We start from the raw sequence: 21,316 nt of genomic DNA, 5'->3' as shown, positions 1-21,316 counted from the left end.
GGAAGTCCGTATAATACGCAGCCAACCATTTGCAAGCCGGAGATAACCATGCGTCCAGCAGGCCGTAGCGCACATCAGGTGCGTCCCGTCACATTGACCCGCAATTACACCAAACACGCAGAGGGTTCCGTTCTGGTGGAGTTCGGTGAAACCAAAGTGCTCTGCACTGCAACGGTGGATGAAGGTGTTCCGCGTTTCCTCAAAGGGCAGGGCCAGGGCTGGGTCACCGCCGAATATGGCATGTTACCGCGTTCAACGCACAGCCGTATGGCGCGTGAAGCCGCAAAAGGGAAACAAGGCGGGCGCACACTTGAGATTCAACGTCTTATTGCCCGGTCATTGCGTGCCGCTGTCGATCTCAAGGTGCTGGGTGAATACACCATCACGCTTGATTGCGACGTGATTCAGGCCGATGGCGGTACCCGGACAGCCTCGATTACCGGCGCATGTGTGGCACTGGCCGACGCGCTAAACAAGCTGGTGGCCAGCGGTAAGCTGAAAGCGAACCCGATGAAAGGGATGGTCGCGGCCGTATCCGTGGGCATCGTTAACGGTGAAGCCCTGTGCGACCTTGAATATGTCGAAGACTCCGCCGCTGAAACCGATATGAATGTGGTAATGATGGAAGATGGGCGCATGATCGAAGTGCAGGGCACTGCCGAAGGCGAACCTTTCAGTCATGAAGAGTTACTGGCACTGCTGGCGTTAGCGCGCGGCGGTATCGAAGAATTAATTCAGGCGCAAAAAGCAGCGCTGGAAAAGTAAAGTAACAGGCGACCACAGAGTCGCCTTTTTTATCTGAGGAGTAAGACATGAAAGCCTGGCAACGGCAGTTTATTGAATTCGCACTGAATAAGCAGGTGCTTAAATTTGGTGAGTTTACGTTAAAGTCGGGTCGTAAAAGTCCCTATTTCTTTAATGCCGGTCTGTTTAACAGTGGGCGGGATTTAGCGTTGCTGGGGCGTTTCTATGCGCAGGCATTAGTCGACAGCGGTGTGGATTTCGATTTGCTGTTTGGGCCGGCCTATAAAGGGATTCCTATCGCGACCACAACGGCTGTTGCCTTAGCCGATCATCATGACCGGGATGTGCCTTACTGCTTTAACCGGAAAGAGGCCAAAGATCACGGTGAGGGCGGTCTGCTGGTGGGAAGCCCGCTGCAGGGTAAAATTATGCTGGTCGACGACGTCATCACGGCAGGAACCGCGATTCGTGAATCCATGGATATCATTAATGCACATGATGCGAGTCTGGCTGGGGTGCTGATTTCACTGGATCGCCAGGAGCGTGGCCGTGGTGAACTTTCCGCCATTCAGGAAGTGGAACGTGACTACGGCTGCAAGGTGACCGCCATTATTACGCTCAACGACCTGATTGACTACCTGGCTGAAAAAACGCACATGGCTGACCACTTAGCCCAGGTGCGTGCGTATCAAAAAGCGTACGGCGTCTGATCGCCGGCGGGCCAGAGCCCGCCAGCGTATTACACCAGTTGTGCCGCGATCAGCGGCCAGCGGGTGTCGAACTCGGCAGTAGGACTAAAGCGGAACTCGGAACGAACGTAACGCGATAATAATCCTTCGCACAGCGCCAGTAACTGACTGGCTAATAATGCTTCATCAGTGTGAAAGCCTTCACCTTCTCGCATTTTTCGTTCACGCATCACCTGACGTAGCTGGACTTCAATCCGCTCAAACAGCTGATTAATACGCCCCTGAAGGCGGTCCTGTTCAAACATCAGCGCATGACCCGTTAAAATACGCGTCAACCCCGGATTACGCTCACCAAACCCCAGAATCAGCTGCACGATAAGACGCAGGCGCGCCATCGTTTCTTTTTCATCTTTAAGGATGAGATTGATGCGGGTAATCAGACTGTCTTCAATAAATTCGATCAGGCTGTCGAACATGCGTGTTTTGCTGGGAAAATGGCGATAAAGCGCCGCTTCCGAAACACCGACGTTAGCCGCGAGTTTTGCGGTAGTAATACGTTGGCTGCCATCGCTGGATTCGAGCATCTGTGCCAGCGCCTGCAAAATCTCTTCGCGACGATTCCGCTTTACGACTTTTTTTTCTGCCATGCCCTTAAAAACCCCTGAATTTCACCATAAACAGGCAACACCTACGCATCAGCCACAAGAGAAAGACTTATGGCGATGAGAAATAAAATGATTGGCGTAAGTGAAAATCGGTAGTGCTGGTTACTGACGGCCTGAGTGACCGAAGCCACCTTCGCCGCGCAAGCTGGCGTCAAACGTTTCCACCAGATTGAATTCGGCCTGGACGACAGGTACAAAAACCAGCTGGGCCATGCGGTCGCCCGGCTGTAGCGTAAAGCTTTCCTGCCCGCGATTCCATACCGATACCATCAGTTGACCCTGATAATCGGCATCAATAAGGCCGACCAGGTTACCCAGTACGATGCCATGTTTATGACCCAGGCCTGAGCGCGGGAGAATAACAGCAGCAAGGCTCGGATCGGCAATGTGAATAGCCAGTCCGGTAGGGACCAGTGTTGTGGTGCCCGGTGCGATTTCCATCGCATCATCAATACAGGCACGCAGATCTAACCCAGCGGAACCCGGTGTCGCATAAGTCGGCAATGGGAAATCCTTGCCGACGCGCGCATCGAGAATTTTAACGTCTATTTTTTTCATCATAACGGCTGACAATCTCGTCTATTAAAAGTTGACCAAGGAGTGACTTATCGCTGAGCGGTAAGGTCTTTTCTCCTTCCTGCCAAAAAAGGTGAAGAGCATTGGTGTCGCTATTGAACCCTTGTCCTGCTTTTGACACGTCGTTAGCACAGATCAGGTCCAGCTTTTTACGCGCGCGTTTTTTCCGGGCGTATTCTTCCACATTCTGGGTTTCAGCCGCAAATCCAACCACAAACGGTCGGCCCTGCGGTAACGCGGCAACGCCCGCGACAATATCGGGATTTTTGATGAGTTGCAGGGTGACATTATCATCATTATCGTCATCCTGTTTCTTGATTTTCTCATCCGCAATGTTGGCTGCCCGGTAGTCTGCCACGGCAGCGCTTGCAATGAAAATATGTTGTTTGTTTATCTCGCCCATCACTGCCGCCTGCATGTCCAGTGCCGATGTCACATCAACCCGCTTAACTCCGGTGGGCGTAGGTAAGGTCACCGGGCCACAAACCAGCGTGACATTTGCACCACGGTTGGCGGCGGCTGTCGCGATGGCAAAGCCCATTTTTCCGGAACTGTGATTGCTGATATAACGCACAGGGTCGATGGCTTCACGGGTAGGACCGGCGGTAATCATAATGTTGAGATGTTGCAGATCGTTGACGGGGCTTGCCCACTGCACTGCGTAGTCCACGATAGCCAGCGGGTCGAGCATACGACCCGGCCCGACATCGCCGCATGCCTGGCTGCCGCTGTCAGGCCCCCAGATCAACACGCCACGCGACTGAAGTGTCGCGAGGTTTGCTTGCGTGACGGCTGCGCGGTACATCTGCTGATTCATTGCGGGCACAATCGCGACAGGTGACGCGGTAGCCAGCACGGCGGTCGTCACTAAATCATTCGCCATACCGGCCGTCATTCGCGCAATTAAATCTGCTGATGCCGGTGCCAGTAGAATCAGATCGGCCCATTTGGCCAACTCAATATGGCCCATTGCTGCCTCGGCTGCTGGGTCGAGCAGATCGTCCATTACCGGATAGCCCGATACGGCCTGGAGGCTGAGCGGCGTAATAAACGCTTTTGCTGCATGGGTCATCATCACGCGCACATCGGCACCGCGATCGCGAAGACGGCGCACCAGCTCGGGTGTTTTATAGGCTGCAATACCACCACTTACGCCTAACAGCACTTTTTTACCGGCTAATCCCATCATGCAGCTAACCTCATTTTCAATTGCCGTTTCGGGACGGCGGAATGGTCGAATTTTATCACAAAACCTCTCAGGCACCTTTTCAATGACTGCGTTTGCGAGATGTGCCGAAGAATCACGTTTGCTCACTGGTGGCGTTTTCACTGACAGGGGATGATACAGGGGGCGACAGGGAGAGCAGCAATGAATCATTTTCTACCACGGGAAAAACTTAAGCTACTGGGCGCAGATGCATTAAGTGATGCAGAACTGTTAGCCATCTTTTTGCGCACCGGTTCAAGAGGCGTACCGGTGATGAAGCTGGCACAGCAGATGTTGCAAGAGTTGGGCTCGCTATACAACATCGTGAACGCCAGTGCCGAGGATTTTAAAGGCATTAAAGGGGCGGGCGAAATTAAGTTAATCCAGCTCCGGGCCGTTGCTGAGCTGGCTAAACGCTTTTTTGCCAGCCAGCTGGCCCGTGAAAATACGCTCGATAGCCCCATTGCAACACGCCAGTATCTGCAAATGCTGTTGGCGGAGCAGGAACGTGAGATTTTTATCGTGATGTTTTTAGATAATCAACATCGGGTGATAACCGCCCGGCAAATGTTCTCTGGCTCCATTAATAGTGTGGAGGTTCATCCACGAGAGATTGTGCGCGAGGCGCTTAAAATTAACGCTGCAGCGTTGATCATCGCGCATAACCATCCGTCGGGAAAAGCCGAGCCCAGTAAGGCTGACCGCGACATTACGGTGAAAATCTGCGAAGCTTGTCGCCTGGTAAACATTCGCGTGCTCGATCATCTGGTGATTGGACATGGTGAATCTGTCTCATTTACCGAACGGGGATGGCTCTGAGCCTGAAAATCTGGTCCAGATGACGGCTTTTTACACGATCATTCGGGATCTTTATCTGTTCGGGACTTGAGCACTTGGGCCGAGCGGCGTATACTACGCCACCTTTGAGAATCTCGGGTTTGGCGGTTAGGCCAGCTTAGCGGGTTCCATGGAACTCGCCTGGCGGGCTGTAAGCCTGACGAGGCGGCCAAAACCTAATTTTTAAAGCTCGAGCTGATTTGATTTTTGGAGAATAGACATGTCACGAGTCTGCCAGGTAACTGGAAAGCGTCCGGTGACCGGTAACAACCGTTCCCACGCAATGAACGCGACGAAACGCCGTTTCCTTCCGAACCTGCACTCACACCGTTTTTGGGTTGAGAGCGAGAAGCGCTTCGTTACTCTGCGTGTATCTGTAAAAGGTATGCGTATTATTGATAAAAAGGGCATTGATACGGTGTTAGCCGACATGCGTGCCCGTGGTGAGAAGTACTAATAGTACTAAGGAACTGAATCATGGCTAAAGGTATTCGTGAGAAGATCAAGCTGGTTTCCTCTGCTGGTACAGGTCACTTCTATACCACCACGAAGAACAAACGTACTAAACCAGAGAAACTTGAACTGAAAAAGTTCGATCCGGTTGTACGTCAGCATGTGATCTACAAAGAAGCCAAAATTAAGTAATTTTGGTTTTCTGCAAAAAACCCGGCTCAGGCCGGGTTTTTTGTTTGTGTAATGCGCAGGGGAGAGGTTATGCCTGAGTTGCCAGAGGTAGAAACCAGCCGACGCGGCATTGAGCCACATCTGGTTGGTCAAACAATTCTTCACGCGGTTGTGCGTAACGCGCGATTGCGTTGGCCGGTCTCACAAGAAATTTTGGCGCTAAGCGATCAGCCTGTGCTGAGTGTTCAACGTCGCGCCAAATACCTTTTGCTGGAGTTGCCGCACGGCTGGATCATTATCCATCTGGGGATGTCTGGCAGTTTGCGCGTGCTTTCAGAAGAGTTGCCTGCCGCCAAACACGATCATGTCGATCTGGTGATGAGCAACGGTAAAGTGCTGCGCTATACCGATCCCCGGCGTTTTGGGGCCTGGCTGTGGAGCAGTGACCTGGCCGGCAGTAGCGTACTGGCACACCTCGGCCCAGAGCCGCTGAGTGAACTGTTCAATGGCGACTATCTGTTCGAAAAATCCCGTGGTAAGCGAACGGTGATTAAGCAGTGGCTGATGGACAATAAAGTTGTGGTTGGCGTGGGTAACATTTATGCCAGTGAGTCGCTGTTTACCGCCGGGATCGTTCCTGATCGCCCTGCAATGAGCCTGTCCCACGAAGACGCCGCGCTTTTGGCTAATACCATCAAAGCGGTGTTGCTACGCTCAATCGAGCAGGGTGGGACGACATTACGCGACTTTTTGCAAAGTGATGGTAAGCCCGGCTATTTTGCACAAGAGCTACAGGTTTATGGTCGTGCGGGTGAGCCGTGCCGGGCATGTGGCACGCCCATTGTCAGCGGTAAGCATGGGCAACGCAGTACTTACTGGTGCCCAAACTGTCAGCGCTAAGGTAGCTTAGCCAGTAACGCCTGGTGAACAGGCGCGGGGAGGAAGGCCGAAACATCGCCGCCATGCCGCGCCACTTCTTTTACCAGCGTAGAAGAGATAAAAGAAAAGTCTTCTGACGGCATCAAAAACACGCTTTCCAGCGTCGGCAACAAATGCCGGTTCATACGCGCCAGCTGCATCTCATACTCGAAATCCGATATCGCACGTAATCCGCGTACTAAGACATTTGCCTGCTGCGCGCGGGCAAAATTGGCCATCAGATCGCTAAAACCCACCACCTCAACATTCGATAAATGGGCGGTTGCCTGACGCGCCAACGCAACCCTTTCATCCAGCGTAAACAAGGGTTTTTTGCCTGGGCTGGCCGCAATCGCCACGACAAGCCAGTCAAACATCTGTGCAGCACGCGTCACAATATCAATATGGCCTAATGTGATGGGATCGAAGGTGCCTGGATAGATAGCTTTAGTGGTCATGTGCGCCCTTTCGCCGAAGCATTATTCAGCGCCCATAGCGCCGCATATTTGTTGAACGTGTACTGGGCATTAACGACCGCCAGCAGCCAACCCTGTTTGCCATCAAGGAACCCGGCACGCAGCAGTAGCGTTTTAATGAAGGCACCCAGCGTATGCGTGAAGACAGAAAACAGACTGCACGCTTTTCCGCGCAGGAATCTTTCCTGTGCCCAGGCTTCCGCATAGGCCAGCTGTTTGCGTTGAAATGCCATCAGGTCGCGGCAGGTCAGGTGCTGCAAATCCCCGTCAAGGACCTTGACTGGTGCGCCTTCGGTGTTCAGCGACTCATGCACCAGATTGTCGTTATAGCGTAACGTATGCGGATACAGACGCATTACCCGGTCAGGGTACCAGCCGCTGTGGCGCATGAAACGCCCTAAAAAAAGATTACTTCGGCTGAGGCTGTAAACGGTGCGGCCCGGCGGCGCGTCCAGTACCTGCTCAATCGCCCGACGTAACGCTGGCGTTACACGCTCGTCGGCATCGATCATCAAAATCATGTCGCAACGGGCAAAACTCTGCGCCCGCTGACGCTGCTTGCCATAGCCCTGCCATTCTGTCGCCTGAAAAACCTGAGCACCTGCTTCACGGGCCAGCGCTATGGTGTTATCCGTACTGCCGGAATCCAGCACGATGATTTCATCGGCCCAATGCACGGATGCAAGACAGTCAGGCAGCAGCTCTGCTTCATTTTTGGCAATCATCACCACTGACAGACGTTGGCGCGTTGAAGTCATCAATGAGCTCGTGGCGGTAAATGAGGTTCAAGTAACTGTAGCAGACGCTGTATGGCTCCCTGATTTTGGTGGAGCACTTCTACGGCATGGCGTCCGTAGTAGCGACGATAATCATCGTCCTGCAGCAGATTCGTCACTTCTTTTTCAAGTGACGCAGCATCGGTGACGGTGATCAGTCCCTGTGCCTGCTGCAACTTGCTGCAAATATCTTTGAAGTTCCAGGTGTGCGGGCCCATCAGCACCGGAATAGCATGGGCTGCAGGTTCAAGCGGATTATGACCGCCGCGCTCAACCAGACTGCCGCCCACAAATGCCAGATCGGCAATGCCATACAGCAGCATCAGTTCCCCCATCGAGTCGCCAATGACGACCTGCGTTGAACTGGATGGGATTTCACCGCTGCTGCGCAAGGTAAAACTGAACTGGCGTTTTTGCGTCAGCTCGCGGGCATCGTTGAAACGCTCCGGATGACGTGGCACCAGAATAAGCAGCAGATCCGGAAAGGTTTGTAATAAACGGCGGTGCGTATCCAGCAGAATCGCCTCTTCGCCTTCATGAGTGCTGGTGGCAATCCAAACCGGGCGGCGCGGCGCCCACTGACGCCGCAGCGTTATCGCTCTTGCGGCCAGCTCTGGCGTAACAGAAATATCAAACTTCAGGCTACCGGTAATCGACAGGTGAGAACGTTTCAGGCCGAGCTGAAGAAAGCGCTCCCCGTCCTCGGCGTTCTGAGCGGCAATCAGCGTGATGCTCTGTAACAGGTTACGCATAAACTTGCCCAGCTTGCGGTAGCCTTTTGCAGAACGTTCCGACAGCCGGGCGTTGGCGATCACCAGCGGAATATGGCGCTCATGCAGAATGCGGATGATGTTTGGCCACAACTCCGTTTCCATAATGATCACCAGGCGCGGATTAACCGTATCAAGAAAGCGATTGATGGAGCCTGGCAGATCGTAGGGCAAATAGACGTGATGCACATCTTTGCCAAACGCAGACTGCGCGCGTTCAGAGCCGGTTGGCGTCATGGTTGTTACGGTAATAGGCAGCGTAGGATAACGATGACGTAGTGCGCGCACCAGAGGCACCGCCGCCAGGGTTTCACCCACGGAGACGGAATGCAAAACTATGCCTTCAGGTTTTACTTTTCCGGCGCAATAGCCATAACGCTCTGCCCAGCGTTTACGGTAGGCAGGGGCTTTACGACCACGCAGCCACAGGCGCAGCCAAATCAGTGGCTGAATAAAATAGAGCAATGCGGTGTAAATGGTCGTCATAGTTACCGTTATGACACGTTGGCGTCAAAAAAACAGATTAAAGTCAGATTACTGCATCTTATCAGAAACAGCATAATCACTCATCCCACATCATGAGTGGCTATTCAGCACCTGCTGATAAAGCGTATTCAGTGAATTCGCCAGGTTCTGTGGACTGTAGGGTTCGATCCTGCGCCGCGCCGCTTCTCCCATCCTCATATCGACGGTCAGCATAGAAAGGGCGTTAATAGCCTGGTTAAGGCCTGTGATGTCTAGCGCATCGCGTACAAAGCCTTCCTGGCCTTCGCGAATAAATTCCGCGCCGCCACAGCCCGTGCTGGTAATCACGGGCAAACCACATGCCATCGCTTCCAGCACAACATTGGGAAAAGGATCATAGAGCGTTGGCAGTAGCAAACCATCAGCAGCATGGTAAAAGGGCTGCACATCCTGCTGTACGCCGACAAAACGTAACCGTTCAAGGCAGTTGAGCTGGTTGGCTAACTGCTGATAACGTTTCACCTGTTTATCCTGACCAACCACAATCAGATAGCGATTACTTTTGGCCAGCGCTTCAATGGCGGCTTTCAGGCCTTTACGTTCAAATCCAGAACCCACATAAATCAGTACGGTTGCGTTAGTGGGCAGGTTCAGCTGTGTACGCACAGCATGACGAGAGGCCTCAGTGGCCGGCTGAAAGCGCGTTGAATCGATAGCGTTGTAAATGACATGTATTTTCTCTGCCTGCAGCGTAAAGCAGCGCAGGATGTCTTTTTTCACCATCTCAGAATTACATATCACCGCTTTCAGCGAGGGGGAATGAAACATATCCGTTTCCGCTTGCAGGACGTAGCGATGATAAGGACTTATTGCGGCACTCAAGCGCTGCAGCGGAGAAACAATGCGTGCCCGTTGCTCAAGCCAGACACGATGTACACCGTCGCCGGCCCGAAATATGTCACAGCCCGCTATACGCTCATGGCTCTGGACAATATCAAACTTCTCCCGTTCCCAGCAGGCCCGTGCCGCATGGGCAAAACCCCGTTCACGCGAAACCCGTCCCAGTTTAGCAGGATTGCAGATATGCAGATGCCAGTCCGGATTGGGTTTTCCTTGCCAGCTTCGGGTGATGATATTGAGATCTAACTGTTCGCTACCCAGGGCTTCCAGTGCGCGTGAAATAAAACGCTCGGCCCCGCCATCGGGGCGGTATTTTTGCCGGACAATCGCCAGACGTAACTTACTCATTTAAATAGCTCCTTGCGGCGGTCACCACGTCCTCAACCGGAATAACGGATAAATACCGTTGCCCGGTGCGCGTATCAATGGAGTCTGGTGGAGGAAGGGGAGCATAATCGCCAGCCCAGATGACCCGATTGTTGTCACCCCATGGACGCCAGTGTTGCAACTTAGTGGGACCAAACAGCGCAATGCACGGTGTGTCCAGCGCGGCGGCCATATGCATGGGGGCCGAGTCCACGCCAATAAAAAGCCTGGCGCGAGCGATAAGCGCGGCCAACTGAGGCAGCGTCAGCTGGCCTGCCAGGGAGATAACATGCGGAGAATGGCACTGCGCAAGAATCCGCTCAACCATCGCCAGCTCGCTATCATCCGGTCCTGCTGTCAGGATGACTTTTCGGTCGGCTTGAGCCAGTTGGTCGATAGTGGCTGCAACCTTATCTTCTTCCCAACATTTAAACTGCCAGCGCGACGTAGGTTGCAGTACGATAAAAGGGCTATTTATCTGTTGCTGGAGCAGCATATCCTGCACTTTCCGATCGTCGTTCGGGCTGAAATGCATAGAGGCATTGGCGCCCTCGGTTGAAATCTGCAGCGGTGCCAGGGCTGACAGGTTCTGCTCCACCGTGTGCAACCGATCGTGATTTTCTGTGGTGACCAAATGATTGTGGCACCAGCCCCAGAAGGCGTTATCGCGTTTCTTAAACGCAAAGCCAATGCGCACCGGCGCGCCAGACAGCCGGGTAATAATCGCACTGCGCCACTGATCGGCAAGGTTAATCACCACATCGTAATGACGGGATCGCACTGCTGAGAGCAGGGCCATTTCATGGCGCAACTTCTGCCAACCGCCTTCCTTTTTCCAGTTGCGATCGATGATATGCAGATGATGTATGGAAGGATGCGCCTCCAGCATGGGGCGTGTTTCTTTATAAAGCAGGACATCAAGGGTGGCCTGCGGATAATGCTGATGCAAAGCATTGATGACAGGCGTAGTCAGCAGCATGTCGCCGTGATGACGCAGTTTGATTAACAGAATTTTTTTCGGTGCAAACTGGGCTGGAATCGGGCTTGTCATACTCAAATGCTCTCAGAATTCAGTGAGCTGATTGTAGGGCAAACCCTGAAGGGGTTAAAGCAAGTGACGTCGCTTATTTCCTGCGCCAGTAATAAATACGGCTCAGCCAGAGCAGCAGCTGATACCACTGTTTTACACCACGCGCATTACGCAGCATGCGTTTGTGTGTCTGGGTAGCGAAGAGATCCGCAATCATCGCCTGACGGGCTGATTCCTCAGGTTCGCGTCGGATACTGTGACATACGCTGAGTGCTTCGTAAGTGATCTGATAGTGGAATGCCGGGTAGATTTTGACTTTATGGCGATAGCGCGCATTGATCGCTTCCAGCATTTGGGCAATTTTCAGGTAATGACGTTGATATTCAACATTGCGCAGGCCGGTACGCTTACGGTTACTGATAGAAGCATCGTGCAGATAGTAGCGATAGAGCTGTTTATCGGTATAGCGTACGCGCTCTACATTCAGCATGAACTCGGTGGTCCACGGAATATCCTGATGGTGCAGGCCGGGTTCAAAATTCAGCTTCAGTTTTTCAATCAGTTCGCGTCGGTAAATACCGAGCCAGACAACATGTTTATAGCGGTGAGTCTTCAGCGCCGTGTTGAGCCATTCTGGTCCGCTCAACACGGCTGTGCTGGTGAGCCTGTCCAGGGGAATAAGTGGCTGAACGTTCCCATCCGCCTGGAAAAACCACTCGGCGTTACATTGTGCCGCATCCAGATTGTCTGACTCTGCCATATCTACCAGCGTCTGGTACATCTCGGGCTTCATGGTGTCGTCAGCGTCTGGAAAGGTCACATACTTGCCGCGAGCGACCGCCAGCCCTGCATTGCGCGCACGTGAGACGCCACCGTTGGGCTGGTGGATGACCTGAATGTGGGGGTAGCACTGTGCATAGCCGTCTGCCTTCTCACCTGAGCCGTCTGTGGAGCCATCATCGACGAGGATGATTTCCAGGGATGTCAGCGTCTGAGCCAGCAAAGACTGGATAAATGTGTCAAACATGGCACCAGCGTTAAACATTGGTGTGATTATTGATAATAAAGGCAAATTCTGTGACACGGCATCATGAGTTCAAATGAAAATGGAGCAAGTTTTTAACAAAATTATTACTCAAGCGGTCAGAACTTTTTTTACATTACGGGTCAAATACTCTGTGTAGCAGAAATTTATTTTTTCGCCACTCTCAATGCCGGGTGCTTTACAGCCAGGACAGGTATCCCTAAACCGAGTATTGTATGAAAAATATCCTCGTCATCAGGCGCGACAACATTGGTGATATGGTTTGTACCACGCCGTTGCTCGAAGGCATCAAAACGGCCTTTCCCGAAGCTAAACTGACGCTGTTGGTAAATAAAGTGGCGCAGGATGTGATACTGCATAACCCCCATGTTGATGCGCTTCATGTCTATAAGAAAGCCAAGCACCGTGGCAAGAATGAGACCGCAATTGGCGTTTACTGGCACCGTTTAAAAATTTTTTGGGCTTTACGTAAAACGAAGTTTGATGCGGCGGTACTGGCGAACCCGGTCCCCTGTAAATACAGCTTACGTCTGGCGCGTATGGCGGGAGCCACCCATATTATTGGCGCGGGTGAAGCCAGTAACGGGCTGACAAGAATCTTTGGCAGAGACGATTTTTCTGGCAACCACCAGGTCGAACACACTTACTCGTATCTCTCAGCGCTGACCGATCATTTGCCTGCAGTTCCGCCGGTGAGAGTTTATTTAACTCATAAAGAGCGAGACCAGGCGAAAAAACGTATCAATTCCATGTTTTCCGTATCCGGCCAAACTTACGGTATACACATCAGCAGCCGTAGCCCGAAGCGACGTTGGGACCTGGAAAGCTATGCGGCTTTTATCCATTATCTGTTAGAGGATGAGCAAGCGCGTGTGCTGATCTTTTGGTCTCCGCAGGGTGCACTGGGGCCGGATGACAGGGGGGATGATGCCCGTGCAGAGAGCCTCCTTGAGTTAATCAATTCCTCTCGTGTCGCCGCCTACTCGACAACGTCGGTGCGTGATTTAATGGCGGGCTTTAGTTGCTGTGACCAAATTCTGTGTAGCGATGGTGGCCAAATGCATATCGCTGCAGGTTTACATAAAAAGCAGGTGGTGTTTTTTGGCGATACTGATGCCCCCGGATGGCACCCATGGTCAGGTGAATATAAAATCCTGCAGACGCCTTCCGGGGAATGTAATGACGTGACGCTGGAAAGCGTTATTGATGCGTGGCAACAGCTCAAAGGCAGTCCGGAAGCCGTTGTCGCGTAGCAATCTTATCATTAACTGAACGTCTGAGACTAAAGGCGTCTTTCGTTGCGCAAACAACGGTCAAACCTGCCGTTCCCTTAATCTGTTCGGTGATTTAAGGAACGGCTGGTTAACAGGATGTGTGCTCAACGGCAGAAATGTGGGCGTTCAGATCAGGTGTCAGCCAGATGCAAATATTGCTGGCAAATAACCGACAGGCTATAGATGTTCAAATCAAGTTGATGCAAATCAGGGGGATTATCGTGGATTTCACGCATTTTTTCCGCTAAAGAGGCTGCATTCATCTCAGACAGTCCGCGTCCCAGGTCACCTGTTAAAATACTTGCTGGTCCGCCAGGACAACGCGTACTCACCACCGGTGTTCCACAACTCATCGCTTCAATCAAAACGTTGCCAAACCCTTCACTGTCTGAGCTCAGAATCAACATCCTGGCATGACGAATCCAGGGATAGGGATTACGCTGAAAACCTTCAAAGCGCACGCGATCTGAAATGCCCAGTTGTTCAGTCAATCGATGTAACTTCTCTTTCGTTGCAGGGCTGCCTTGCCCCAGTAAGACCAGAGGAGCCTGGATGCCACTTTGTGCGTAAGCTTCCAGCAGGCGATCATGCCGTTTTGTTTCATGAAAACGACCAACATGTACCAGAAAATCTGTGCCTGCGAGCGGACAAGGTTCCTGAGAAAGCTGGCGGATTTCATCAAAATCAAAAGGGTTAAAAATCACGTTGGTTCGCGAGGGTTTCACGCCGACACAACGGATCAAATCATCCAGTACATATTGAGAAACCGCGACCACCTGACGATTACGGTAGACGTGACGGATTTTCTGGCGCTTAAGCCAAAACGCAAAACCTGATTTGCGCGCCAGATAAGAGGCCGAAAAAACGCCATGGATGCAGTACCAGGTTTTTAACGGATCGAGCGCACGCGAGGAAGATACAATGCGGTCAGTTTTATGCAGATGGGACAGTACCAAATCAAATTTGCCATACCGGGTCTCACTGGCACGGACGGCCTTATCCAGGAGTGTGGCACGACGAGATGTTTCAGTGAGCTTACGCCATGGGCTACGGCTAGCGTCGTTAATTATCTGGTAATCGAGTTCTGCAGGTAGGGGATAATCGCAGACGTTACGCAAAGAAAAAAGTGCTACCTGGTGCCCGTCATTTATCAGGCCCTGTGCCAGCGTCAGCACGACCTTTTCAGCACCGCCGCCTGGCAGCCCGTCAATTATCATCAAAATACGCTTGGACAAATTTTCACCTCAAAGACTCGCCTGCGCTGTGCGTGGTCTTAATTATGTGACTCACAGGCATTAAACAAGTCGTAACAGAGTAAAATAGTGAGTGCAGTTTCAAATAATTTTTCAAATATAAAAAACATTACAACGCTCTGTTATTCAATGGCTTATAAACGAAATGCCCCTTGGATTAAGGTAATGATTTTAGGTTATCGGCGCATAGATGACTACGAATAAAAACCAAACTCACCGCAATTATATTTTTGCGCGGATTGCGCACCCTGCGTAACATGGTAAAGAGAATCTCTACTGATTGTTGGATAAATCATGGATAAACCAGCATTTTTAATCACCCTTGATACAGAAGGTGACAACCTCTGGCGCAATCGCAGCGGCAATGTCACCACGCATAATGTTCGCTTTTTACCGCGTTTTCAGTCGTTGTGCGAAAAATATGCGTTCAAACCCACCTGGCTCACTAACTATGAGATGGTCAGCGATCCTGCCTATGTGGAGTTTGGCCGCGACCTTCTTGATCGTAATCAGGGTGAAATAGGCATGCATTTACATGCCTGGTACAGCCCTCCTGATTTCGCACTTACGGAGGATGACTGGCGTTACCAGCCTTATCTGATTGAGTACCCAGAGGCGGTCCTGCGCGATAAAGTCGCCTACATGACTGATCTGCTTGAAACGGCTTTTGATACCAAAATGCGCAGTCATCGTGCTGGTCGCTGGGCCTTTAATGAAGTTTATGCGCGCGCATTGATCGATAATGGTTATATGGTTGACTGCTCCGTTACGCCGCGTGTCGACTGGCGTGGCTCACCTGGTGCACCCCAGGGTAAAGGTGGTACAGATTACAGCCGGTTTCCGGACTGTGCCTATTACGTCGATATCAACGATATTTCAAAACCTGGCCACTCAACCTTACTGGAATTGCCGATGAGCATTCAGTATCGACATGGCCGATTGAAAAATCAGTTTAAAAAAGCCTGGGACACTGTTCGGGGTAAATCGAGAGGGGCTCGGGTCAACTGGTTACGACCCATAGGCGGAAATCTGGCGCAAATGAAGCAGGTCGTTGAACAAACACTGTCGCAGGGAAACGATTATGTTGAATTTATGCTGCACTCTTCTGAGTTTATGCCTGATGGCAGTCCAACGTTTAAAAATGACGCAGATATTGACCGTCTTTATGATGATTTAGAGCAGCTGTTTAGCTGGCTTCAGGTGCGCACTCAGGGCATGACATTAACCGAATATGCCCTGAAGAAAAAAACGGCACTCGGAGCCGTCACCGATTCACACCAGTAGCCGGTTTACGGGTTTTAAATCGCAACCACGAAAAAAGCGTGTCGACTTCGGGATAGCGCATTTGCCAAAACTTTTTCGTTTTGCAATGGCCCTTACAAAGGCGTGCTGCTGACTTAAGCGCCAGTTTTGTTTGTTTATCGTAATGGTAATAGCCAAAAACCGCTTTCGACATGCTTTTTACTTCATTAAAACAGTTCACTATCATGCCTGCCGCCAACCGACGCCGTTCACTGTTTGTCTGCGCGATGGCACACATTTTATTCATGGCGAACAGCATGTCCTGAATATCGCTCTCACGAACATTACGCGTAATACCTTGCTGATTATCGCGGTAATAGTAGAGCGTATTCTCAAGATGAGCGATCTTTTGCGTCTTAAGATATTGAAAAGGCGTAAAGATAACGTCTTCATAGCGCCTTCCCACCTCAAACGCGTCTCCTTCCAGTAAGCTATTTCTGTATACCCGGTTCCACAGATGCCACATCGATCGGATAAAAAGAGGATGAAGACAATCCAGTCCCCGCCCTGAAAAATCATAAGCAACACGCTGAGGCGATTCGTTTTCTGACGCTTCAGGCACCGTATGTTCAAATCGGGCATAATTAAAATCAATCAGATCGTCCTGATCGGATAATAATAATGGCTTGATAATCGACAGATAGTTTTTACTGAGGAGATCGTCAGCGTCCAGGAAGGTAATGAATTTTCCTCTGGCTTTGAGCAGTCCGGCATTCCGGGCTGCGGCAACGCCCTGGTTAGCCTGTTGGATAAATTCGACTGAAGCTGAGGGATAACCGCTCAGAAAATCTTTTACGCGCTGTGCAGAAAGATCTGTCGAACCATCGTCGATAATGATGACCTGAATATCGTCATCGATCTGCGTAAATAGTGAATTCAGGCAGGGGATAATATAACGTTCACTATTGTACAAAGGGATAATTACGCTTAGCAGCCAGTCGCGGGTTTGCATTATGCTGCGTCCTGTAATGTAACGGAGGTATTGACCAACAAGCCGCTAATAATCACAGCCAGACAATAGGCTAGTGTGCCCTCAGTGCTAAAAAAGATCACGTCGCTCAAGCCATATGTTATTAATGATACAGTCACGGCCAGGAGTGCAGGATTATGGCAAGGTGTGAATGCATTACGCACTAAGCAGAGATATAAACCGACCATCGCCAACAGCCCCACAATACCTTTAATTGAGAAATTTTCCATCAGTTCATTGTGCATGTGAACGGTAAGATAGGTTAACGCCCCATAAAGCGAAGGCTCTTTTGCCACGATTGCCTTTGCCTCTTCCGCGCGTTGCTCAGCGGACTCTCCCCATGGGGCCTCTGAGCCGGTACGAAATGCAATGATTTGCATGCTTAAGCGAGAAGCTATTGAATTCTCACCAGTTTTCTCATGCATGTGAGCAATGTCCTGATTGAACTGCTGTATACGTGTCGCAATGAGGTTATGAAATAGCGCGGCGCTCAGCAAAATCATCACCGGCACCAAAGTGAACAGCGTCATTTTATGTCGACGACTAATGACATGTGTACTCATCAGTACAATCATTAAGGTCAACACAGGATAAGCCAGCATCGCTGCACGCGTTCCGGTCAGCACAATGGAAGCATAGGTAAAGGCGAAAGCGGCTAAAAAAAGCAGCACTCTATGTCGGTTCTTTAAGAGTAAAACGGCTTTAATAAAAATTAGATTAACCGAGGTAATAATATAGGCGGCAACCGTCGCCCGATCAAAATTAAGCTCTACACGGTCTATATGTAAGAAAACACCCTGGTAAATGGCATAGCAATTTACCGCAAGTCCGCAAATAATGGCGGTCAACACGGTGTGTTTTTGCAGTGCGATTTTAATATTGAGCATTGTCAGTAAGATAAACGCTGCGGCGATCTGCAATCTTCCGGTTGACTGATACTGTCGGTAAAGGCTGATGAAATCGCCAGGCTGTTTATATATGGCTGTCCAGATAATACTGATGATACCGACAACCAAAAGAGCACCGGGAAGAATCAAATTTTTTTTATTGGTGGTGTAAAATCTGAAATGGAAAATGACGACCAGAAAGGCCAGATAGCTCGATAGATAAAAAACATTCTTGCCAAAATCTCCCCCAAATGGCGATGTAATAAAGGCTATCGCACATCCAATAAAAATCAGCTGGTTAAGAACGTTGGCAGGTGCATCTTTTTTTAAGATTAAATGATTAAGTTTCATTTTTTACTGATTACGTCCATCAAAGCATCATTGAATTCTGTCTTAAACAGCGCATAGTCGAAATGCTCTGCTGTCCAGGCTTTGGCGGTTTCACTAAATCGTTGGTAGGTTTCATGTCCGGATAAGATTTCAACCGCGTTGACGCAATCAATATGAGAAACCAGTTTGGCCTCTTCCATAACATCGTGGACAGGATCGTAGATCTGATAAGGGAAATCAACGCGTATGCCAGTTAATTTCTCATGTTCATCAATCGTCACTGAGGGCATTAAACCTATTCCACACTGTTGATGGCTGACGACTTCGGGTTGGCCATCGATCATTGGAAAAATGACCGGTACACCAAAATAAAGCGCTTCCATACAAGAAAGACCAAATGGCTCAGTGACGGGCGTACTGAGATAGAGATCAATACGGTTGAAAAAGGTGCTTATGTCATGCTGAAAACCGCTAAAGGTGACAAACTCACTAATATTTAAACGCTCTGCGAGCCCCACAAAGGCGTCGTGGTCAGGTCCTTTACCCGCGATTTCCAGCACAACATTGTGCCCACGTTGACGTAATTCTTTTAACGTCAGTAGCGCTACGCTAATACCTTTAAGGCTAACCTGGCGTGATGCGGTTCCCAGTCTGATCGGATTTTTCAGCGTTCTGGTTGCGGGATTAATTCCCTGTGGCACCATGATTCGGTTAATAACGACATGATGTGGGCAAGGCAAATTAAAACGATGCTGCATCACGCGGTTTGAAGCATAAGAGGCTGAAATAACGCCATCCAGCATCGCCATAAAGTTAAGCGTTTTTTTATTCTTGGGATAGCGCCATGAGCAGCCGTGGTCGTAATAGACCAGAGCAGCACGCCTGGGTTTGGCTGCCAGCCCCGGAATCAAATCCCAAACTACAATCACATCGGCATCGCTGGCTTCTATCCGTTTTTGTAGTACATATTTCCGAAGAAATTGTGGGACTTTTAATTTCAGGCCATTAACCCAACGATTGGCAAAGGTGATTTTTTGTTGAGGAATATGGCGACGAATGTCGTCGTCTATCTCATTGCTGATGCAAATCACATCGTCATGCCCGTCAGAAAAGTCATTGATGTACTGCAAGAACAGACGCTCAACGCCACCCATTTTGCCAAGATTAATTATGTGGAGTTTCTTCATGCAAGAATCTCAAAGACCATATCTGCGACGTCCTTCGCGCTGATGTCTGCTAATTTGCTGCCCTCAACAGGGCGCAAAATATGCTGATTTTGCCCGTAACCGCCAATCAAACCCGGGTCGGTCGGACCATATAAAGTGATATTAGGCCTGTCCAGCGCGGCTGTAAGATGACTCAGGCCCGTGTCCACTGACACCACGGCATCCGCACCTGCCAACTGCTGTGCCACAGCTTCAAGAGAAAGCCTAGGCAAGACTTCTACGTGCTCAAAACCTTCAGCCAGACGTAGCGCACGCTGGTGCTCATGTTCGGCACCCCACGGCAACTTCACACGTAAACCTGTTGGCTGGATGCGTTCAATTAAGTCTCGCCAATGGGCTTCAGGCCAGTGTTTATTATCACGTGTCGTAGCATGAAGAAATACCAGATAAGGGTTTTCACGCGATGCTACGTGTTTCTGGAAATGTTCGGCAATCGCATAATCGCCCTGAGTGTGCGGTTTATCGTAACCCAGACTTTTTGCAAACAGCTCACGCGTTCTTTCAACCGCATGTTGCTTTTTGCTGACATCATGTTTTTTGTCATACCACCAACTGGCAAAAGGTTCACGTGCGCTGCGATTGTCCAGGCCGTGCTTAACGCCTTTAGCCAGTCGGGTGACGAGCGCGGCACTTTTAATCAGGCCCTGAGCATCGATCACCACATCATATTCACGAGACTGCAGCTCACGTTTAAACTGAACGCGTTCTTCACGCTGTTGGCTGCCAAACCAATGTTTACGCCAGCGACGGATGGCGACGGGCAGAACTTTTTCCACTGCCGGATGCCAGGACGGGATTTGCGCAAAGTTTTCTTCTACCACCCAATCAAAGCGTATGCCGGGTAGGGCATACATGGCATCGGTCAGTGCCGGAAGCGTATGCAGCACGTCGCCCATAGAAGAGGTTTTAACAATCAGGACGTGCATGTCCCCTCCTCGGCTTCACGCAATAGCGTGCTCAGTGTTTCATGGACCTGTGCGGGCTGAATATCGATAAGACTTTGATGGTAGCCTTGCTCGGCATCCCCTTTACGTACGCGGTGATAGCCGCTAATCAAACGGATAATCCGCGCCCGATCGGAGAGTGGTGGCGTGAAGTCAGGGCTGCTGGGGCCATATAAGGCGACCAGCGGTCGATTTAACGCTGCGGCGATGTGCATCAGGCCCGAATCATTACTGACGACTGCGCGGCACAGTGCCAGAAGAATAACGGCCTGCTCAAGCTGAGTTTCGCCGGCCAGATTACGGCAGTGTGCCCGGCTATCTTCGGGCAGAGAAGAGATGATATCTTCACCGGTCGGATGATCTTTCGCCGAACCGAATAGCAAGACCTGAAAACCTTCGCTGATTAACTGCTGCGCAAGGGCTGCATAATGAAAATGTGGCCAGCGCTTCGCCGGGCCAAACTCTGCACCGGGGCAAAAACCAATCGTCGGGCGCTCAGCAGCGAGCTGAAACTGCGTGGCAGTTTCTGTTTTTTCCTGTTCGCTAACCTGCAGTTGAGGCGTTAGCAAGGGCTGGGGCAGTTGCCGGGCTGAACGGACTGGCGCGTCATAAGCTAAAGCCACATACCGCTCGACCATCAGCGGAAACGCCTCTTTATCCAGCACCCGAAGATCGTTTAACAGGCCATAACGCATTTCTCCGCGCCAGCCGATACGGCGTTTAATCCCGGCAAAAAAGGGCACCAGCGAGGATTTGAAAGAGTTGGGGAGAACATAGGCGCGATCGTAACCGCTGGCGCGCAGCGATTTGCCCAGTCGGCGGCGTTCGCCAATCCCCAATGCGCCATGACCCAGCGGCATCGCCAGCGCCTGATTGACTTCAGGCATCCGTGAAAGTAGCGGACGGCACCAGGCCGGTGCCATCACATCGATAACCGCATCAGGATGTTCGGCCTTGAGCGTACGATAGAGACTTTGCGACATCATCATATCGCCGACCCACGATGGGCCGATCACCAGAATTTTCATCGCGGGTATCCGTT

At 50.9% G+C, this 21,316-nt stretch carries 23 protein-coding genes; 8 read left to right on the top strand and 15 right to left on the bottom strand.

Annotation, left to right across the window (positions count from 1 at the left end; all coding sequences use genetic code 11):
• Positions 1-48: 48 nt before the first annotated feature.
• Together rph and pyrE are read left to right on the top strand one after the other, a co-directional pair.
• Positions 49-765, top strand: coding sequence for a ribonuclease PH (gene rph / locus FBY13_RS21970; RefSeq protein ID WP_013027743.1), 717 nt, complete (start codon positions 49-51; stop codon positions 763-765).
• 47 nt (positions 766-812) lie between these two features.
• Entirely contained in the window at positions 813-1,454 is a 642-nt protein-coding gene (gene pyrE / locus FBY13_RS21965; RefSeq protein WP_063877722.1) for an orotate phosphoribosyltransferase, read from the top strand.
• 29 nt (positions 1,455-1,483) lie between these two features.
• Here the strand turns inward: pyrE and slmA are convergent, their stop codons facing one another.
• From slmA to coaBC, 3 genes are all read right to left on the bottom strand, one after another.
• Positions 1,484-2,080: a nucleoid occlusion factor SlmA gene (gene slmA, locus FBY13_RS21960; RefSeq protein WP_063877721.1), complete on the bottom strand. Its 597-nt coding sequence runs from the start codon at positions 2,078-2,080 to the stop codon at positions 1,484-1,486.
• A 120-nt stretch (positions 2,081-2,200) separates the two neighbouring features.
• Positions 2,201-2,659, bottom strand: coding sequence for a dUTP diphosphatase (gene dut, locus FBY13_RS21955; RefSeq protein WP_063877720.1), 459 nt, complete (start codon positions 2,657-2,659; stop codon positions 2,201-2,203).
• Positions 2,637-3,863 (bottom strand): bifunctional phosphopantothenoylcysteine decarboxylase/phosphopantothenate--cysteine ligase CoaBC, encoded by a 1,227-nt coding sequence (gene coaBC, locus FBY13_RS21950; protein WP_145395139.1) that lies wholly within the window; start codon positions 3,861-3,863, stop codon positions 2,637-2,639. Before coaBC ends, dut begins: the two co-directional genes overlap by 23 nt.
• 150 nt (positions 3,864-4,013) lie before the next feature.
• Here coaBC and radC point away from each other — a divergent pair, with 150 nt between their 5' ends.
• The 4 genes from radC (at position 4,014) to mutM (ending at position 6,242) form a co-directional block, all read left to right on the top strand.
• Positions 4,014-4,700 (top strand): DNA repair protein RadC, encoded by a 687-nt coding sequence (gene radC / locus FBY13_RS21945; protein ID WP_082875154.1) that lies wholly within the window; start codon positions 4,014-4,016, stop codon positions 4,698-4,700.
• Positions 4,701-4,938: 238 nt separating this feature from the next.
• The gene (rpmB, locus tag FBY13_RS21940) at positions 4,939-5,175 is read left to right on the top strand and encodes a 50S ribosomal protein L28 (RefSeq protein ID WP_006121249.1); all 237 of its coding nucleotides are present in this window, start codon (positions 4,939-4,941) and stop codon (positions 5,173-5,175) included.
• A 20-nt stretch (positions 5,176-5,195) separates the two neighbouring features.
• Complete coding sequence (rpmG, locus tag FBY13_RS21935; RefSeq protein WP_001051798.1) at positions 5,196-5,363, top strand: 50S ribosomal protein L33; 168 nt, start codon at positions 5,196-5,198, stop codon at positions 5,361-5,363.
• A 69-nt stretch (positions 5,364-5,432) separates the two neighbouring features.
• On the top strand, positions 5,433-6,242 hold the full coding sequence (gene mutM, locus FBY13_RS21930) for a bifunctional DNA-formamidopyrimidine glycosylase/DNA-(apurinic or apyrimidinic site) lyase (protein WP_096011118.1): 810 nt from the start codon (positions 5,433-5,435) through the stop codon (positions 6,240-6,242).
• Here the strand turns inward: mutM and coaD are convergent.
• From coaD to FBY13_RS21900, 6 genes are all read right to left on the bottom strand, one after another.
• Positions 6,239-6,718: a pantetheine-phosphate adenylyltransferase gene (gene coaD / locus FBY13_RS21925; RefSeq protein WP_063877716.1), complete on the bottom strand. Its 480-nt coding sequence runs from the start codon at positions 6,716-6,718 to the stop codon at positions 6,239-6,241. The two genes, mutM and coaD, sit on opposite strands and share 4 nt — an antisense overlap.
• Positions 6,715-7,494, bottom strand: coding sequence for a glycosyltransferase family 2 protein (locus FBY13_RS21920; protein ID WP_145395138.1), 780 nt, complete (start codon positions 7,492-7,494; stop codon positions 6,715-6,717). The genes coaD and FBY13_RS21920 overlap by 4 nt, the downstream gene beginning before the upstream one ends.
• Positions 7,494-8,768 carry a lipid IV(A) 3-deoxy-D-manno-octulosonic acid transferase gene (gene waaA / locus FBY13_RS21915; protein ID WP_063877714.1) on the bottom strand — a complete coding sequence of 425 codons (1,275 nt, stop codon included), beginning with the start codon at positions 8,766-8,768 and terminating at the stop codon, positions 7,494-7,496. Before waaA ends, FBY13_RS21920 begins: the two co-directional genes overlap by 1 nt.
• Positions 8,769-8,858: 90 nt before the next feature.
• Positions 8,859-9,995, bottom strand: a complete 1,137-nt coding sequence (locus FBY13_RS21910) for a glycosyltransferase family 4 protein (RefSeq protein WP_145395137.1) — start codon at positions 9,993-9,995, stop codon at positions 8,859-8,861.
• Positions 9,988-11,064, bottom strand: a complete 1,077-nt coding sequence (rfaQ, locus tag FBY13_RS21905) for a putative lipopolysaccharide heptosyltransferase III (protein ID WP_145395136.1) — start codon at positions 11,062-11,064, stop codon at positions 9,988-9,990. The genes FBY13_RS21910 and rfaQ overlap by 8 nt, the downstream gene beginning before the upstream one ends.
• 73 nt (positions 11,065-11,137) lie before the next feature.
• On the bottom strand, positions 11,138-12,127 hold the full coding sequence (locus FBY13_RS21900) for a glycosyltransferase (protein ID WP_145395135.1): 990 nt from the start codon (positions 12,125-12,127) through the stop codon (positions 11,138-11,140).
• A 176-nt stretch (positions 12,128-12,303) separates the two neighbouring features.
• On the opposite strand from FBY13_RS21900, the gene FBY13_RS21895 reads away from it, so the two are divergent.
• Positions 12,304-13,341 (top strand): glycosyltransferase family 9 protein, encoded by a 1,038-nt coding sequence (locus FBY13_RS21895; RefSeq protein ID WP_145395134.1) that lies wholly within the window; start codon positions 12,304-12,306, stop codon positions 13,339-13,341.
• A gap of 152 nt (positions 13,342-13,493) precedes the next feature.
• Here the strand turns inward: FBY13_RS21895 and FBY13_RS21890 are convergent, their stop codons facing one another.
• Positions 13,494-14,579, bottom strand: a complete 1,086-nt coding sequence (locus FBY13_RS21890) for a glycosyltransferase (RefSeq protein WP_145395151.1) — start codon at positions 14,577-14,579, stop codon at positions 13,494-13,496.
• 330 nt (positions 14,580-14,909) lie between these two features.
• Here FBY13_RS21890 and FBY13_RS21885 point away from each other — a divergent pair, with 330 nt between their 5' ends.
• Positions 14,910-15,899 carry a deacetylase gene (locus tag FBY13_RS21885; RefSeq protein WP_145395133.1) on the top strand — a complete coding sequence of 330 codons (990 nt, stop codon included), beginning with the start codon at positions 14,910-14,912 and terminating at the stop codon, positions 15,897-15,899.
• Here FBY13_RS21885 and FBY13_RS21880 read toward each other — a convergent pair.
• The 5 genes from FBY13_RS21880 to rfaF are packed head-to-tail and all read right to left on the bottom strand — an operon-like array spanning position 15,880 to position 21,302.
• Entirely contained in the window at positions 15,880-16,869 is a 990-nt protein-coding gene (locus FBY13_RS21880) for a glycosyltransferase (protein WP_096011111.1), read from the bottom strand. The genes FBY13_RS21885 and FBY13_RS21880 overlap by 20 nt on opposite strands.
• Complete coding sequence (locus FBY13_RS21875) at positions 16,869-18,125, bottom strand: O-antigen ligase (RefSeq protein ID WP_145395132.1); 1,257 nt, start codon at positions 18,123-18,125, stop codon at positions 16,869-16,871. The genes FBY13_RS21880 and FBY13_RS21875 overlap by 1 nt, the downstream gene beginning before the upstream one ends.
• The gene (locus tag FBY13_RS21870; protein ID WP_145395131.1) at positions 18,122-19,291 is read right to left on the bottom strand and encodes a glycosyltransferase family 4 protein; all 1,170 of its coding nucleotides are present in this window, start codon (positions 19,289-19,291) and stop codon (positions 18,122-18,124) included. The genes FBY13_RS21875 and FBY13_RS21870 overlap by 4 nt, the downstream gene beginning before the upstream one ends.
• A complete protein-coding gene (gene rfaC / locus FBY13_RS21865) occupies positions 19,288-20,256 on the bottom strand; it encodes a lipopolysaccharide heptosyltransferase RfaC (protein ID WP_145395130.1) in 969 nt (322 codons plus the stop codon). The genes FBY13_RS21870 and rfaC overlap by 4 nt, the downstream gene beginning before the upstream one ends.
• A complete protein-coding gene (gene rfaF, locus FBY13_RS21860; RefSeq protein WP_145395129.1) occupies positions 20,244-21,302 on the bottom strand; it encodes an ADP-heptose--LPS heptosyltransferase RfaF in 1,059 nt (352 codons plus the stop codon). Before rfaF ends, rfaC begins: the two co-directional genes overlap by 13 nt.
• Positions 21,303-21,316 lie beyond the last annotated feature (14 nt).

It is taken from the genome of Pantoea sp. SJZ147 (genome assembly GCF_007828605.1).
Lineage (GTDB): Bacteria > Pseudomonadota > Gammaproteobacteria > Enterobacterales > Enterobacteriaceae > Pantoea > Pantoea allii.
Note: the sequence above shows the minus strand (reverse complement) of the source record. Positions and strands in the feature narration are given on the sequence as shown.

Bases quoted from the DNA above. Each gene is read 5' to 3' on its own strand.
- rph (WP_013027743.1), top strand. From the start codon at position 49: ATGCGTCCAGCAGGCCGTAGCGCACATCAGGTGCGTCCCGTCACATTG.
- pyrE (WP_063877722.1), top strand. From the start codon at position 813: ATGAAAGCCTGGCAACGGCAGTTTATTGAATTCGCACTGAATAAGCAG.
- slmA (WP_063877721.1), bottom strand. From the start codon at position 2,080: ATGGCAGAAAAAAAAGTCGTAAAGCGGAATCGTCGCGAAGAGATTTTG.
- dut (WP_063877720.1), bottom strand. From the start codon at position 2,659: ATGATGAAAAAAATAGACGTTAAAATTCTCGATGCGCGCGTCGGCAAG.
- coaBC (WP_145395139.1), bottom strand. From the start codon at position 3,863: ATGATGGGATTAGCCGGTAAAAAAGTGCTGTTAGGCGTAAGTGGTGGT.
- radC (WP_082875154.1), top strand. From the start codon at position 4,014: ATGATACAGGGGGCGACAGGGAGAGCAGCAATGAATCATTTTCTACCA.
- rpmB (WP_006121249.1), top strand. From the start codon at position 4,939: ATGTCACGAGTCTGCCAGGTAACTGGAAAGCGTCCGGTGACCGGTAAC.
- rpmG (WP_001051798.1), top strand. From the start codon at position 5,196: ATGGCTAAAGGTATTCGTGAGAAGATCAAGCTGGTTTCCTCTGCTGGT.
- mutM (WP_096011118.1), top strand. From the start codon at position 5,433: ATGCCTGAGTTGCCAGAGGTAGAAACCAGCCGACGCGGCATTGAGCCA.
- coaD (WP_063877716.1), bottom strand. From the start codon at position 6,718: ATGACCACTAAAGCTATCTATCCAGGCACCTTCGATCCCATCACATTA.
- FBY13_RS21920 (WP_145395138.1), bottom strand. From the start codon at position 7,494: ATGACTTCAACGCGCCAACGTCTGTCAGTGGTGATGATTGCCAAAAAT.
- waaA (WP_063877714.1), bottom strand. From the start codon at position 8,768: ATGACGACCATTTACACCGCATTGCTCTATTTTATTCAGCCACTGATT.
- FBY13_RS21910 (WP_145395137.1), bottom strand. From the start codon at position 9,995: ATGAGTAAGTTACGTCTGGCGATTGTCCGGCAAAAATACCGCCCCGAT.
- rfaQ (WP_145395136.1), bottom strand. From the start codon at position 11,064: ATGACAAGCCCGATTCCAGCCCAGTTTGCACCGAAAAAAATTCTGTTA.
- FBY13_RS21895 (WP_145395134.1), top strand. From the start codon at position 12,304: ATGAAAAATATCCTCGTCATCAGGCGCGACAACATTGGTGATATGGTT.
- FBY13_RS21890 (WP_145395151.1), bottom strand. From the start codon at position 14,579: ATGATAATTGACGGGCTGCCAGGCGGCGGTGCTGAAAAGGTCGTGCTG.
- FBY13_RS21885 (WP_145395133.1), top strand. From the start codon at position 14,910: ATGGATAAACCAGCATTTTTAATCACCCTTGATACAGAAGGTGACAAC.
- FBY13_RS21880 (WP_096011111.1), bottom strand. From the start codon at position 16,869: ATGCAAACCCGCGACTGGCTGCTAAGCGTAATTATCCCTTTGTACAAT.
- FBY13_RS21875 (WP_145395132.1), bottom strand. From the start codon at position 18,125: ATGAAACTTAATCATTTAATCTTAAAAAAAGATGCACCTGCCAACGTT.
- FBY13_RS21870 (WP_145395131.1), bottom strand. From the start codon at position 19,291: ATGAAGAAACTCCACATAATTAATCTTGGCAAAATGGGTGGCGTTGAG.
- rfaC (WP_145395130.1), bottom strand. From the start codon at position 20,256: ATGCACGTCCTGATTGTTAAAACCTCTTCTATGGGCGACGTGCTGCAT.
- rfaF (WP_145395129.1), bottom strand. From the start codon at position 21,302: ATGAAAATTCTGGTGATCGGCCCATCGTGGGTCGGCGATATGATGATG.